We start from the raw sequence: 13,965 nt of genomic DNA on the forward strand, positions 1-13,965 counted from the left end.
GATCCCATCCGTATGGGCCGAAAGCTTCGTTTGCAGACCGGCGTCTGAACCATGTGTGGTATCTGCGGCATTGCCTATCCCGATCCCCAGCGAACACCGCCGCCCGGCGTGCTGGAAGCCATGACCACGGCGCTTGCCCATCGAGGGCCAGACGACGATGGATATTGCAGCGCGAGTGGCGTATCGCTGGGCCACCGGCGCCTTTCGGTCATCGATCTGGAGGGCGGGCGTCAGCCCATGCAGCTCCCGCAACGTGGCCTCCATGTGATCTTCAACGGCGAGATATACAATTATCCGGATCTTCGCGATGAACTCATCGCCGGCGGAGCCCACTTCAAGTCCCGTTCGGACACCGAAGTGCTGCTTCATGGCTATGAAGCGTGGGGGATGGAAAAACTGATGGAACGACTCGCGGGGATGTTCGCCTTCGCCCTGTGGGATGAACACCACCGCAGCCTCTACCTGGTGCGTGACCGCCTGGGCGTCAAACCACTCTACTGGACGACCGACGGGCGCGGGGTACTTTACTTCGCGTCGGAAATGAGGGCGTTTCGAGAGATTCCGGGACTTCCTTCAGTCTTGAATCGACGCGCGGCGCTTCAATACTTCTCCACCGGCTACGTCATGGGTGAGGAGGCCACCCACCGCGGTGTGAAGCGACTGAATCCGGGAACGTGGTTATGCTGGAGACCCGGCGAGCGTATCGTGGAGTACACCTACTGGAACCTCGCTCGGGTGTGGACGGATCGCCAACGGGAGCAGATGAGCCCGGACGCGGCGCAAGTCGAGACTTTTTCGGGAATGTTGGATAAGAGCGTTTCTGAGCGCCTCTTGAGCGATGTGCCTCTCGGAGCCTTTCTCAGCGGTGGTCTCGACTCCAGCATGATCTGCGCGCGTATTCGAGCGCAACAAGCCTGGCTGAAGACCTTCAGCATTGGCTTTCAGGAGGAAAGTTACAGCGAATTGCCCTGGGCCTCCCTCGTGGCAAAGGAGCTTGGAACCGAACATACCGAAGCAATAGTGCAATGCGAAAGCCCGGATCTGCTGCTCGAAGTTACGCGCCACATTGACGAACCATTCGCGGACACGTCTATCCTCCCCACGTGGGTGCTATGCCGCGAAGCGCGCAAGCACCTGACCGTGGCCCTGTCGGGCGATGGCGGTGATGAACTGCTTGCAGGCTACACGACCCACGCGGCGGATCGCCTGCGGCGACTGGCGTCGATTGTGCCCGGCCCACTGCTGGCGTCCGCTTCGCTCGCCGCAGACCTCTTGCCCGATAACCGGCGCAAGGTGGGGGCGACCTACAAGCTGAAGCAGTTTCTGTCGGGTGCCCGTTTGAACCCCTGTGACGCCCACGCCTGGTGGCGCATGCTGTTGCGCCGCGATGCCCTGAAGGCATTGATAGCCGCCGATGCCTGGGAAGAAACCTTCAATCCCTTTGCGCCTTTCCAGCGCGCCTGGGACGAAGTGCCGAAGCTGAACCCGCTGGATCGTATGCTCTACGTGGACTACAAGACCTGGCTGGCCGACGATATCCTCGTAAAAGTTGATCGCGCCAGCATGGCCCACGGGCTGGAAGTGCGCAGCCCCTTCCTCGATCATCGCCTGGTGGAGTTCTGCGCCGGGTTGCCGCCGCACCTGAAGCTGTCGGGGCTTCGTGGCAAAAAGATTCTGCGCGATGCGGCCCGGGGCCAAGTGCCCAGGGCCGTTCTTGCCCGAAAAAAAGCGGGCTTCAACGCTCCCGTCTCCCACTGGATCGCGGGGCCCTGGCGGGAGCTGGTACAGGATACGTTGCGGGCCAAAGACGCGGGCATGGGGATGTATAACAGCGACACGGTGGCAGGCTTACTCGACGCCCACAACAAGGGCAAGCGCGATCACGGCTATCTCATTTTTACCCTGCTGATGTTTGCGCTGTGGGCGCGCAGGGACTGACGCACCCGCGATATCGGTGAAGATCTTCGTGATACACAACCCGTCAATCGCTCCGATTGCGAGTCCGTGATGCCGCCGGGTGTGGCTGTCCCGTCGCTCGCGGAGATAACACCGGTCTACAGTCCCACATCGACCAGACTACATGTTGCCTGTTGACTTGTCCATAGAGACGTCCAATCCACTTCCCGCACGACGGGACAGCCACACCCAGAGACAACACTCCACTTTGTCGCCGTTGGTCTTGGGCCGAAGGGCAAGACGTTACGGCCAATACACGGTGGGTGCGTCAGTCCCTACGCAATCGCGGCCGGCAGTCGGAAAAACACATTCTCTTCAACGAGTTCCCGCTCCTCCACCGTGCAGGGTTCGCGATCCTGCAGATAGCGTATGACGCCCTGCACGTGCTTGTCGTGCACGGACGCGCCCGAGGTGAGCAGCACGCGCTCCACGCCGTTGAGCCAGGCTTCATCTATCCGGGTGGCGTCCAGAATCAGGTGGGCCGGCTTGCCCTTGTCTCGGGCGATCTCCGCGAGGCGCGCGGAATTGGCGCTTTCCTGGTCACCCACGACCAACACCAGGTCCACATCGGGCGTGAGGGCGTTTACGGCCGCCTGCCGGTTCGTCGTGGCATAGCAGATATCTTCCTTGGGCGGCTGCATGATATTGGGAAACTTCTTCTTCAACGCGTCGATGATAATCTGGCAATCGTTCACACTGAGGGTTGTCTGGGTAATGTAGGAAAGGTTGTCCGGGTCCTCGACCTCCAGTTGATCCACATCCTCCTTCGTGGTCACGAGGATGATGTGCTCCGGGGCCTGGCCCATGGTGCCGATGGTTTCGTCGTGACCCTCTTCGCCGATGAGGATAATCGTGTAGCCTTTCTTCGCGAAGCGGCGCGCTTCGAAGTGCACCTTTTCCACCAGAGGGCAGGTGGCGTCGATCACTTCCAGATTGAGGCGCCTGGCGTGCTCCCAGCGCTCGGGGCTGACCCCATGGGCGCTGAAAAGGAGGTGCGCGCCTTCGGGCACTTCGTCCATGTCCTTCACAAACACGGCGCCTTGCTCCTTGAGCTCGTTCACGACGTGGGCGTTGTGCACGATGTTGTTGAGCACGTACACCGGCGCGCCGTAGCGTTCCAGCGCCTGCTCCACGCATTTGATGGCCCGCTCGACGCCCGCGCAGAAGCCGCGGGGCTTGGCGACGATGATTTCCATAGTGATCAAACTCCTGAAGGAAATGAAACGCGACCGCCTGTATCAGGCGGTCGCGCGAAATGCTTCGATAGACTCGCGCGTCTACTTATTATACTACGAACGCGCGAAAGGATGCTTCGGGGCGAGAATCAGACGCCCATGGTCTTTCCGGTGCTGCGAAGGTCGTCGCAGGCCTGGGAGATGCGGGCGGCCATGTTGGCGCGGGCCTTCTTCAGCCACGCGCGCGGGTCGTACATCTTCTTGTTGCCCACTTCGCCCTCGACCTTGAGCACCTGGTCGTAGTTGTGGAACATGTGCTCCACCACGGGGCGCGTGAAGGCGTACTGCGTGTCCGTGTCGATGTTCATCTTGATCACGCCATAGTCCAGGGTTTCGCGGATCTCATCCACGCTGGAGCCGGAACCGCCGTGGAACACCAACCAGAAGCGCGCGTCTTCGCCATACTTTGCGACAACCGCATCCTGGCCGTTCTTCAGGATGATCGGGGTCAGCTTCACGTTGCCGGGCTTGTACACGCCGTGCACGTTGCCGAAGGTCGCGGCGAACATGTACTTTGCGCCTTCCACCGTGCTCAGGGCTTCGTACACCGCGACCATGTCGGCCGGCGTCGTGTACAGTTTTTCGGCCGGGGCGCCTTCGTGGTTTACGCCGTCTTCTTCACCGCCGACCACACCGGCTTCCACTTCCAGGATGATCTCGTTCTCTTTGCAGAGCTTCAGAATATCCACGGAGAGCGCCATGTTCTCCTTCAGCGGCAGTTCGCTGGCGTCGAGCATGTGGCTGTTGAACAGGTTCGGCAGGCCCGCGGCGCGGCGACGGGCGGTCTCGGCAATCAGGGGCTTCAGGAAGCTGTCCACCTTGCCGGGCTGGCAGTGGTCGGTGTGCAGGGCGATATTGATGTCGTACTTTGCGGCGACACGGTGGGTGTGTTCGGCCAGAGAGATGGCGCCGAGCACCATGTCCTTCAGGTTGCCGGAGGCATGCTCGCCGCCGCCGGTGGACACCTGGATGATGCCGTCGCTCTTGGACGCGGCAAAGCCTTCAATGGCGGCGTTCACCGTGTCGGTGGTGGTGATATTTACAGCGGGATAGGCGTACTTCTCTTTCTGAGCCTTCTCCAGCATCGCACAATATTTCTTGAAGTCTACGACTGGCATGGTTCCATCTCCTTGGGCTGCTTGATACGGATTCTGAACAACTGGGCACGAGTATTTCGGTTGCCGGGCCCCATTTCAGGCCGCTCTGTCCGGTGGCTGGCCTGGGCCAGTTGGGGAGGTTTTCGGCGCGACAGCGGGGTGGCAGGGATAAATGCTTCGGTGGAACCCCGCAGCCGACAGTGTGCGGTGCGGCCCCATCCGGCGAGCCTCCCAGCCGCCGACGGTTCCAGAATTCGGGGCGGTCTCCACGCGGGCAGGACCCGTACGAAAACCACGGAAAGCATACTATAGGGGCTCGAAGGATTGCAAAAGTATGGGGCGGAAGGCTGTAGACTGTAGGCTGTAGACTGTAGACTGTAGACTGTAGGCTGTAGGCTGTAGGCTGTAGGCTGTAGGACGAAGGGGGAAGAATTGGTTCCTAAGGGCGAGCAAGTCCCGTACGACCCATACGACCCATACGACCCATACGACCCATACGACCCATACGAACCATACGACCCATACGACCCATACGACCCATACGACCCATACGACCCATAAGTCCCATAAGTCCCATAAGTCCCACCCGGCCTTACTTCACCTGGGCGGATTCTTCCAGTCGCTTCGCCACCGCATCAAACTCAGCGTCATACGCGCGCCGGAGCAGCGCCTTCAGACCCGCCTCGTCCAGCCCGGTGCCGTGGGCCTGGACCAGACGGGGAACGTCCTGAACATAGCCTGTGCCGCTGAAATCCGCGGCGTTCACGATAATCTGCTTCTTGAGCTCCTGAATTCGTGTCTGAACCGCAGCGAGACCCCGCTCGCGCAATGAATACTCGAGGGGGAATTCGTCGGTCACTTCCATGTAGTTGCCTTCCGCTTCCCGAAGCAGATCGATCGCTTCGGCGGCGCGATTGCGCAGCGCTTCGTCATCGGCCAGCCGCTCCAGTTCCGCGGCCCGATCAAGCAGCGTTTGATTCGCGGCCAGGCGCGCGTCGCGATCCTCGATCATACGGGTCACCTCTAGGCGGCTCCCCTCGGCGCTCTCATGCAGCGGATTCGACGCCAGGGCGGCGGCGAAGGAGTCTTGTGCCGACTCAAGCTGGCCGTTCTCCAGATCCTGGTTGCCCTTGGCCACGTAGTAGTCCGAAATCTTCCCCGCCACATCGCGGCGGTCGGGGGCGAGACTCAGGGCCGCCTTATACTTGATGATCGCCTGCTCGTTGAATCCGGCCCCGAAATAGGAATCGCCCAACGCCACGAGGTAGTTCGCGTCCGGCGCGACCAGTTGTTCGTAGCGGATTTCAGCCGCTTCCATCGCCTGCGTATTCTTGCGGTCGATGTAGAACTTCATCCCGTACAGGCAGTACTCCCGCATGCGTTCCGGCGACACATTCCCGGCGACTTCGGCCCCGGTGAGTATGGTTCCCCACACGTCGGCCACGGCCCGGGCCGAGCGGCTGGTGTCATCGGCCAGCAGGGACTTGGCGATCCCGCCGATGCCGATACCCGCCTCATATTCCTTCTCGATTACTTCGTTGTTGGCATTGGCCTCGGCCATGCGGCGCGAAAAGTAATCCCCGGAGTCCACCGTCTGTTTGGGCAGGTTGGTCACCGTCGTATTCTCGATCGCGCGCTCCACGTCCGTGTAATAGAGATTGCGATACGTCGGGTTTGCTTCCAGCATGGGCGCCGTTACCTGCGCCACGAGCTTCCCCAGCAGCCCCATGCGATAGGCGAAGTAGTTGTCCAGTTTCTCGCCGCGCATGGACTTCAGCAGCACCATCTCGGTCTCGATGGCCTGGATCGGGCCGGATTGCATATCGGGGTACATGGCCGTCACCGTGGCCTGAGATTCCATTGCGCCGCGGCGCACGGAATCGCTCATCTTGCTCAGCGGCTGGTTGCCCTCCTTGGAGATGAGGTGCAGGGCCGCGGTGCTTATGGCGAGCTGCGTCTTGGGACCCCAGGCGCCCGCGGGAAAGGCCAGCGCGGTGGCGGAAACGAGGGCTATCAATATCTTGGTCATCGGGTGCTCTCCGTAAAATCTCATCATCGGGAAGTGCGTGAAGTGCCTGGCTGACTCAGGAGGTCGGGGCGACCGCCGGAGTCTCCACCGCCACGGGCGTCTCAACCACCACGGGCGTCTCCACCAGCGGCGTGTCGGATTCGGTTGCGGCCTCGGCCTCGGACTTCGGGGCGGGCGCGGACTCGACCGCGGGCTCGACTGCGGGCGCCGCCTCGGGTAACGCGCGCCGCGCGGCGGATGCCGCCGCCGGGGCCTCGGGCGCCATTCCGCCTTCCGTTTGCTTCAACTGCTTGATGAGCAGGTCGACTTCGTTGATTCTACCGCCCGGTATGGCCGGGTCGGCCAGGGTCATGTAGAGCTCCAACTCCCGAATGCCCTCGTCCAGAACACCACGCCGCACATACATGAGCCCCTGCTCCAGGTGCGCGGCGGGATACTCCGCGTCGGCCTGGATGGCGGTGCGGAATTGATCCTGGGCATCCGATTCCGCGCCCTGGAGCGCGGCGATACTGCCCTCCAGTGTGTGGAGCCGAGCCGAACTGCCGAATTTTCGCGCCTTGCGCGTCGCCTCGGCGGCCTGATCGATCTGGCCGCGTTGCAGGTACACCATCGCCATCTGCACGGCGGCGTCCTCCGCAAACTTTCCGCCGCCGGCAACGAGCTTCTCAAAATCCTGCAAGGCTTCGTCGGCCATTCCGGAGGTCTGGAGGCAGAGCGCATAGAAGAAGCGCGCACTGTCCGAGGGGCCCCCGCCGGTCGCCGGGCGAAGGAGGGGCAGGGCCTGGGCAAACTGTCCCTGGGCCATATAGAGCAGCCCGAGACGCGTCTTCGCTTCAGGGTCCGCATCCTGCCCTCCGGTGACCACCGCGCTCAGGGCATCCGCCGCGGCGAACGCGTCGCCTTCCAGACTGGATACATAGCCCAGTGCCGCCCGCACGTCGGGGTCACCGTCACCCGCACCCGCGAGGGTGCTGCGGGCCGATGGCAGATCGCCGCCGAGCGCATCGACGATACCTTGATACTTGGCCACTTCCGCCGGAGACTGGCCGATGGCCGCCAGCTTTCCGAGTGTGCCCTTACTGGGCTCCAGATTGCCCGAGGCCCCCTGTGCCAGGGCAAGCATCTTCACGGCCTGGGCATTGTCCGGGTGGTGCTGCACAAGCGCCTCAAGGGCCGCGATCTGGCGTTGCATCCCGCCTTGACCTTCAAGCTTGCCCGCCGCGATCACCGCGAGGAAGGCCAGATCTTCGTCTTCCGGGACAAGGCGCACCGCCGTCTCCAGCGCCGAGGCGGCATCCGGGTACTGCTGGGTGTCAAGGTAGAGCTTGCCAAGGGTGGCGAACGCATCCCCGTCGTTCGGTGCGGAATCGGCATACTTCTTCAACACGCTCACGGCGCCCAGCTTGTCGCCCGCGCGGGCCATCTTGCGCGCCTGGCTGACCGGATCGCGCATCAGAAAGAAAGCCGCCACACCACCCGCCGCCGCGAGCAACACCAGCACCCCCGCCACAAGCCCCAGCGGTATCTGGCGGCGCACCGCGCCCGGGGAGGATTCGGCTTTATCGTTGATGACTTTGTGTCCCGTAAGGAGGCTCACGCCGCAGCGCACGCAAACAATGTCTCCATCCTGAACAACGGCGCCGCAAGACGGACAATGATCCGTTCGGCCTCCCCCCACTATCGGCGTGGGGGGCGCGGGAGGGCGACCCACCGTCACCGGAGATCCACAGTGAGGACAATTGTCCAGGCTGGCGTCGGTGAGTTTTCCGCAAATTGAACAGTTTATCTTCGCACCCACAGCACTTCTCCAATCGGTTTCCCGTTTCTCTCCCCTTACTAACGACAGAAGTTCCCGCTTCAGGGACCGTCCTCGGGAAAAACATGGGGACACTTGCTACAGTTTCTTGCTTCCAATGGACTCCAGGCGCGGCACTCGGGGCACCGCTTCCGGAAAAGTCCCGGCACGCTCACCAGCGCAACCACGGTGATGATGCTTACCATAATCACCAGATAGGCAGTTTCCGACACGCCGGGCCAACTCCACGTTCATCAGGTGGCAACCCACCCGCAGCCTGACTTTATTATACACCGCCACCGGAAAATGTGGAAGGGCCTTTGTCAACTGATTCCCCGATTGGGCACGGGGCAAGCGCGAAGCAAGCCGTTGGAGGAAAAGCGCATAGCGCGGGCATGCGATTACCACGAATAGCCGGAATACTGCGTTCGCCGGACCGCAGCGCCGTTCAGCGCCCGTAACGGCCCTTGGACGAGCCAAAGCCGCCGGGCTTGCCCTTTACGCCCGGCTTGGCCGGGGTGCCGGCTCGTGCGCTGCTCTTGCCGAACTCCTGGGTGGCCCGCTTGGGCTTCCGCTGAATCTTCATGGGGCGATAGCGCCACATGAGGAGCAAGATGATCACGAGGAAGACCACTTCGACAATCCAGATCCAGCTTGGGTTGTAGTCCTCCTTCTTCCAGAACTCCAGAAGCGGGGTTGCCCATTCCGGCGCATCTTCCGGCTTGCCGTCTTCGCGAAGGGCCCGCATGGAAGACTGTTCTTTGAACCACTTGGTGACTACGACAAGGAGCCAGAACACCACGTGCATGGCCGTGGCATAAATGGAGAACTCAAGGATGTACAGGATAAAGGGAACGGAGTACTTGCGGGTCACATAGATGATCGGCGCGGCGCAGACCGCTCCGATGCCATACCCCATGGCATTTTCCTGAAAGTGGGCAATGAGTTCTTCCATGGGCCTTCGGCTCCTTTCTCCCGGTTTACGGTGCGAGTGTACCACAGCCTTCGCAGAACTGCCAATAGATTACCCGGCCCGCTTTTTCCTTTTGAAATGGACTTTGTGAGCGGAGTATCATGCCTTGTTTTGTTCACCAACTGTATGGCCTTCGTTTCCGAATGGCTGGAGGAAGTCAACGTTATGTCAGACACACCCAAGAAGCCCGTCTCCGCGGATAGCCGCCGCAGCTTCATCAAGACCGCGGCCGTCGGCACCGCGGCCGCCGTCACCGCCCAATCCGCGGGAGCTGGAGTGTACAAGTCCATTCTCCCCTCCACCATTCTGGGCGCCAACGAGATGATCCGCACTGGCCACATCGGTCTCGGCGGCATGGGCACCGCCGACATGGTTTTCGTACTCAAGCGCAGTGACATGCAGCCCATCGCCTTCTGCGATCTCTATGCGAAAAACCTTGATCGCGCCCACGGCATGGCGAGCCGCAAGCCCGGGGTCAACCCCTCCAAGCACCATGACTTCCGCGAAGTGATCGACAACAAAGATGTCGACGCGGTCGTTATCGCGACCCCGGATCACTGGCATTGCCTGTGCACCCTGCACGCCGCCGACGCCGGCAAGGCCATCTATTGCGAGAAGCCGGCCGCCACGACCATCGCCGAAGGCGCCGCCATGGTGGAGGCGGTGCGCCGCAACAACGTGGTCTTCCAGGCGGGCAACATGCAGCGCAGCGGCGCCCACTTCCAGGAAGCGGTGCAGCTCGTCCGCAGCGGCTACATCGGTTCGGTGCACCGTGTGGAGACGTGGATCCACGACAAGGATCCGGTCGGAGGCATCGGCATGGGCGAGGATGACATCGAGAAATACAAAGCTCAGGGCCTCGACTGGGATTTCCACCAGGGCTGGACGGAACACAAGCCCTTTAACACGAACCGCTGGATCTACAATTTCCGCTGGTTCCTGGATTACTCCGGCGGCAAAGTAACCGACTGGGGTGCGCACCTTCTCGACATCGCCCTCTGGGCCATGGAAAACGAGGACAAGAAGCCGACGCTCCAGCCCAAGAGCGTGGTGGCCACGGGCGGCAAGTGGGTCCTTCAGGACAACCGCACCACGCCCGACACCCTTGATGTGCTGTATGAGTTCGACAATTTCACCATCAGCTTTACCAACCGCGTCTGGAACGGCGACGACAGCCACGGCATCAAGTTCTATGGCACGCTCGGTACGCTGGAAGTTTCCCGCGGCGGCTACAAAGTTTTCCCCGTCATGAACAATGTTGGCAAGGATGCCAGCGGCGCACCCCTGCTGCGTGAGCAACCCATCGAAGCGAAGGAAGCGGGCGAGAGCCAGTTGAACGAGCCCCACTGGGAAAATTTCGCCAATTGCGTCCGCAGCAAAGAAGACCCCATCTCCACCGTGGAAGTCATTCACAACACGACCCGTCTCTGCCACCTGGGCACCTGCTCCTACGTGGCGGGCGGCGCGAAACTCGGCTGGGACAAGGAAGCGCAGAAGTTCACCGGAAACGACAAGCAGGCCGTCAAGACGGCCAACGAGTGGGCCTACCGCGAATACCAGAACGGCTGGAGCCTCAAGGCCCCCTACTTCCGCGGGTAATTTGAAGTAAATCGGAAGCGCCCTCCAGCGGGAGGGCGCTTTTTCTGTGCCGAAAATCAGGCGAATCGGACCGATCAGACCGATCAGACCGATCAGACCGATCAGATCGGTCAGATCGGTCCGATCCGTCCGATGTTGCCTTGCATTTCGATGACGCTATCGCCATGCTGGGGGTGTAACACAACCTGGAGATCGCTCATGGCACAGCACGACCCAACCTGCTTTTCCCGCCGCGCTTTCATCGCCACCAGCGCCCTGGCCACACTGGTCTCGACGCAATCCGGGAGCCACGCCGCACCGCCGCTGCGCGCAGGCCTGATCGGCGGTGGCACGGGCGGACGGCTTGTGATGGAGGCCATCGCCGCCCGTACCATTGGGCCGCCGCCCCTCGTGGCCACGGCGCGCGACTGGCCCGCGCTAGTACAACGGGACGATCTTGACGCCATATTCATTGCGACGCCGGACCACCTCCATGCCGAGATGGCCGCTGCGGCGCTGCATGCGGGCAAGCATGTCTATGTCTTGCCGCCCTTTACCCGGACCGGCGAAGAAGCCCGGCGTCTCGCCGCGTTGGCGTGCGAACGGGAGCGTGTGCTCCACGTGGGTATGGCGCCCGGAGAAGTACTCCGCTGGACCTTGGCGAAAGACGCCCGGGCGCGGACAGGCGCGCCCCTTTGGATTCAGGCGAACGCCATCCGGGTTGAATCGCACGAGGATAAACCGTGGCAACGTGATCGGACCCGCACCCACGGGCCCGCCGCGCGGCGGATCTTCAACATGCTCTATCCGCTCCACCATCACCTGGCCTGGGAGGCGCCGGAGCGGGCCACCGCGCTCGGTGGTGTATTCCACGGCGATCCGGAATCCACACCGGATCGGGTATTGATGACGCTGCGCTATGGCAACGGCGCAACCGTCGTGCTGGAGTGTGGGGACAGGCCAAAGGGTCCCTCGCTTATGCGCGGACTGCTGGATCAAATCGAGTTGCCCCCCGCCACGGACGAGGCCAATCTCGCCGAGGACTTGACTCGCTTCGCCGCCGCGATAGCGGGTGAACGGGAAGAATCCAGCGCGCGACTCCGCGCGGCCTGTATCGCCCAGGAGGCCGTGAGCGGCGCGATGGACTATTGGGCGCGCTGGTCATCGGGCGAAACGGGACAACCGGTCTGACTGGCCGGCCGAGTACTTCAAGGCCAATACTCGGCTTGACATGCGCCGTTACCCAGCGCGAATATACTGGACGCAACCCTGGGGGCCCGCCAGGCAAAGCGCGTGGCGCCCGATTTCACCCCAACGCACTCTTCCCGCCTTTGGCGGTCAAGCACTGGAACCGATATGCCCAAGAACCACTGGACTTTCCGAATTTTTCCAATGATGGCCATGGTGGTCACAGCGCTTGTGGCCTCCGCCCAGGGCCCTGAAGTTACCTACACCGCCACGGTCGAGAATTCGGCCCCGGCGGGTAGCGCGGTGCGCGCCGTGCTCACTTTCAATCTGGGCGATACCTGGCATGTCAACGCCCACAAGCCTCTCGACCAGTTTCTCATTCCGACCGAACTCACCGTCGCCCCGGCGAACGGCATCACACTCGCGAATACGGTCTACCCCGAGCATATCCTCTTCGATCTCGCGGGGGACAAGCTCGCGGTCTATGAGCACACTTTCCATATCGGCGTGGTTCTCCAGATCGCCGCCGACACCGCACCGGGCGAACACAAGCTGGCGGGGGAATTGAAGTATCAAGCCTGCAACAATGAAATGTGCTTCCCGCCCGCGAAACTACCGGTGGAAATTACCGTTCAGGTTGGCGAGGCGGGAGCACCGGCGAACCCGGAGCTCTTTTCAAAGGTGAAGTGGCCCGAAGGCGCGGAGGCCGCTCCGGCCCCCGAAGCCGCACCGGCGAAAACAATCCCCGAAACCATTCCCGCGCCGGAAGCGACGCCGGCTCCCGCAGCGGGGGATTGGAAGTCCCTGGCGGATCAATTCAACGTGGTGGGCAAGGCAGGCTATGAGAACACGGATGGCTTTCTGAGCTTTCTCGACGCGTCTCTTTCCGGTAAGGCCGCATCGGAAAACGGCGCTTTCGCGGGCAAGAGTTGGGGCCTGATCATCCTGCTCATCATCGGCGGCGGACTCGCGCTCAACCTTACGCCCTGCGTTCTGCCGCTGATTCCCATCAATGTGGCCATTATCGGCGCAGGCGCCAAAGCGGGCTCGCGCGGCCGAGGCTTTGCGCTCGGCGGAGCCTACGGCGCGGGGATGTCCCTGGTCTATGGCCTGCTGGGCCTCGCCGTCATGCTGAGTTTCGCCTCGGCCTTTGGCACCATCAATGCCACGCCGTGGTTCAACGGTCTCATTGCCGCGCTCTTCATCGTGCTCGGCCTCGCCATGTTTGACCTCATCCAGATCGACTTCACCAAGTTCCAGGCGAAGCTCGGCATTCGCAAGAACGAGAAGGGCAGCTTCGGTATCGCCTTCGCCATGGGCAGCATCTCCGCGCTCCTCGCGGGCGCCTGCGTGGCCCCCGTAGTCATCTCCACCATCCTCTTCGCGCAGGACAGCTACAGCCAGGGCAATACGCTCGCCCTGGCCCTTCCCTTCCTTCTCGGCGTGGGCATGGCCCTGCCCTGGCCCTTCGTCGGCGCGGGACTTTCGGTCATGCCCAAGCCCGGCATGTGGATGGTGCGGGTGAAGCAGGCCTTCGGCGTGTTCATCATCGGCTTTGCCATCTACTACGGCTACCAGGCCTGGACCCTCATGCGCGTCGATACGACGGCCTCCGAAGGTGTAAAGGAAGGCTGGTACACCAGCCTCGAAGAGGGGCTCGCCGAAGCCAAAGCCACCGGCAAGCCGGTTGTCATCGACTTCTGGGCGACCTGGTGCAAGAATTGTCTTAAGATGGACGCCACCACGTTGAAAGATCCCGCCGTTATCGAGAAGCTGGAAGGCTTCGTGAAGATCAAATACCAGGCTGAGCGTCCCGACCTCTCGCCCACCAAAGAGATCATGGAATACTACGGCGTCATCGGCATGCCCGCCTATCGGGTGCTCAAGTTGAAGTAACGCGGCTCCCCGGGCGCGCCGCAGTCGCCGTCGAATGGTCCATAGCAATTGGAGACCAGGGTAGTGTCGCGACGATCCACAGTTCGGCGACGACTGCGGGACGCCCGGATTATTTGTATGCTCCCAAAAAATCGGGAGCACGGGTTTTCCTACCCGTGTAAGCGCCGACGGCGCATCCGATTCCCTCTATTTATGCAACGTCGTTGCATGCGCGGGTA

Annotated in this window: 10 protein-coding genes; 4 read left to right on the forward strand and 6 right to left on the reverse strand. The window is 62.0% G+C overall.

Annotated elements, in window-relative coordinates:
- Positions 1-51 precede the first annotated feature (51 nt).
- The gene (gene asnB / locus JNK74_00810; GenBank protein MBL7644705.1) at positions 52-1,938 is read left to right on the forward strand and encodes an asparagine synthase (glutamine-hydrolyzing); all 1,887 of its coding nucleotides are present in this window, start codon (positions 52-54) and stop codon (positions 1,936-1,938) included.
- A gap of 293 nt (positions 1,939-2,231) precedes the next feature.
- Here asnB and ispH read toward each other — a convergent pair whose 3' ends face one another.
- The 6 genes from ispH to JNK74_00840 form a co-directional block, all read right to left on the reverse strand.
- Positions 2,232-3,152, reverse strand: coding sequence for a 4-hydroxy-3-methylbut-2-enyl diphosphate reductase (gene ispH, locus JNK74_00815; GenBank protein ID MBL7644706.1), 921 nt, complete (start codon positions 3,150-3,152; stop codon positions 2,232-2,234).
- A 128-nt stretch (positions 3,153-3,280) separates the two neighbouring features.
- Positions 3,281-4,309 (reverse strand): class II fructose-bisphosphate aldolase, encoded by a 1,029-nt coding sequence (gene fbaA, locus JNK74_00820; protein MBL7644707.1) that lies wholly within the window; start codon positions 4,307-4,309, stop codon positions 3,281-3,283.
- A 418-nt stretch (positions 4,310-4,727) separates the two neighbouring features.
- A complete protein-coding gene (locus JNK74_00825; GenBank protein MBL7644708.1) occupies positions 4,728-4,865 on the reverse strand; it encodes a hypothetical protein in 138 nt (45 codons plus the stop codon).
- A 15-nt stretch (positions 4,866-4,880) separates the two neighbouring features.
- On the reverse strand, positions 4,881-6,317 hold the full coding sequence (locus JNK74_00830) for a hypothetical protein (GenBank protein MBL7644709.1): 1,437 nt from the start codon (positions 6,315-6,317) through the stop codon (positions 4,881-4,883).
- 55 nt (positions 6,318-6,372) lie between these two features.
- Positions 6,373-8,115 carry a tetratricopeptide repeat protein gene (locus tag JNK74_00835; GenBank protein MBL7644710.1) on the reverse strand — a complete coding sequence of 581 codons (1,743 nt, stop codon included), beginning with the start codon at positions 8,113-8,115 and terminating at the stop codon, positions 6,373-6,375.
- Between the two features lie 445 nt (positions 8,116-8,560).
- Positions 8,561-9,067 carry a hypothetical protein gene (locus JNK74_00840; protein MBL7644711.1) on the reverse strand — a complete coding sequence of 169 codons (507 nt, stop codon included), beginning with the start codon at positions 9,065-9,067 and terminating at the stop codon, positions 8,561-8,563.
- Between the two features lie 183 nt (positions 9,068-9,250).
- Between JNK74_00840 and JNK74_00845 the strand changes: the two genes are divergently transcribed.
- The 3 genes from JNK74_00845 (at position 9,251) to JNK74_00855 (ending at position 13,747) form a co-directional block, all read left to right on the forward strand.
- On the forward strand, positions 9,251-10,684 hold the full coding sequence (locus JNK74_00845; GenBank protein MBL7644712.1) for a Gfo/Idh/MocA family oxidoreductase: 1,434 nt from the start codon (positions 9,251-9,253) through the stop codon (positions 10,682-10,684).
- A gap of 198 nt (positions 10,685-10,882) precedes the next feature.
- Positions 10,883-11,854 (forward strand): Gfo/Idh/MocA family oxidoreductase, encoded by a 972-nt coding sequence (locus JNK74_00850; GenBank protein ID MBL7644713.1) that lies wholly within the window; start codon positions 10,883-10,885, stop codon positions 11,852-11,854.
- Between the two features lie 165 nt (positions 11,855-12,019).
- A complete protein-coding gene (locus JNK74_00855; protein MBL7644714.1) occupies positions 12,020-13,747 on the forward strand; it encodes a thioredoxin family protein in 1,728 nt (575 codons plus the stop codon).
- Positions 13,748-13,965: the final 218 nt, after the last annotated feature.

Source organism: Candidatus Hydrogenedentota bacterium (genome assembly GCA_016791475.1).
Taxonomy (GTDB): Bacteria; Hydrogenedentota; Hydrogenedentia; order Hydrogenedentales; family JAEUWI01; genus JAEUWI01.

Excerpts from the sequence above, each read along its gene's own strand:
- asnB (MBL7644705.1), top strand. The coding sequence starts at position 52 with ATGTGTGGTATCTGCGGCATTGCCTATCCCGATCCCCAGCGAACACCG.
- ispH (MBL7644706.1), bottom strand. The coding sequence starts at position 3,152 with ATGGAAATCATCGTCGCCAAGCCCCGCGGCTTCTGCGCGGGCGTCGAG.
- fbaA (MBL7644707.1), bottom strand. The coding sequence starts at position 4,309 with ATGCCAGTCGTAGACTTCAAGAAATATTGTGCGATGCTGGAGAAGGCT.
- JNK74_00825 (MBL7644708.1), bottom strand. The coding sequence starts at position 4,865 with ATGGGACTTATGGGACTTATGGGTCGTATGGGTCGTATGGGTCGTATG.
- JNK74_00830 (MBL7644709.1), bottom strand. The coding sequence starts at position 6,317 with ATGACCAAGATATTGATAGCCCTCGTTTCCGCCACCGCGCTGGCCTTT.
- JNK74_00840 (MBL7644711.1), bottom strand. The coding sequence starts at position 9,067 with ATGGAAGAACTCATTGCCCACTTTCAGGAAAATGCCATGGGGTATGGC.
- JNK74_00845 (MBL7644712.1), top strand. The coding sequence starts at position 9,251 with ATGTCAGACACACCCAAGAAGCCCGTCTCCGCGGATAGCCGCCGCAGC.
- JNK74_00850 (MBL7644713.1), top strand. The coding sequence starts at position 10,883 with ATGGCACAGCACGACCCAACCTGCTTTTCCCGCCGCGCTTTCATCGCC.
- JNK74_00855 (MBL7644714.1), top strand. The coding sequence starts at position 12,020 with ATGCCCAAGAACCACTGGACTTTCCGAATTTTTCCAATGATGGCCATG.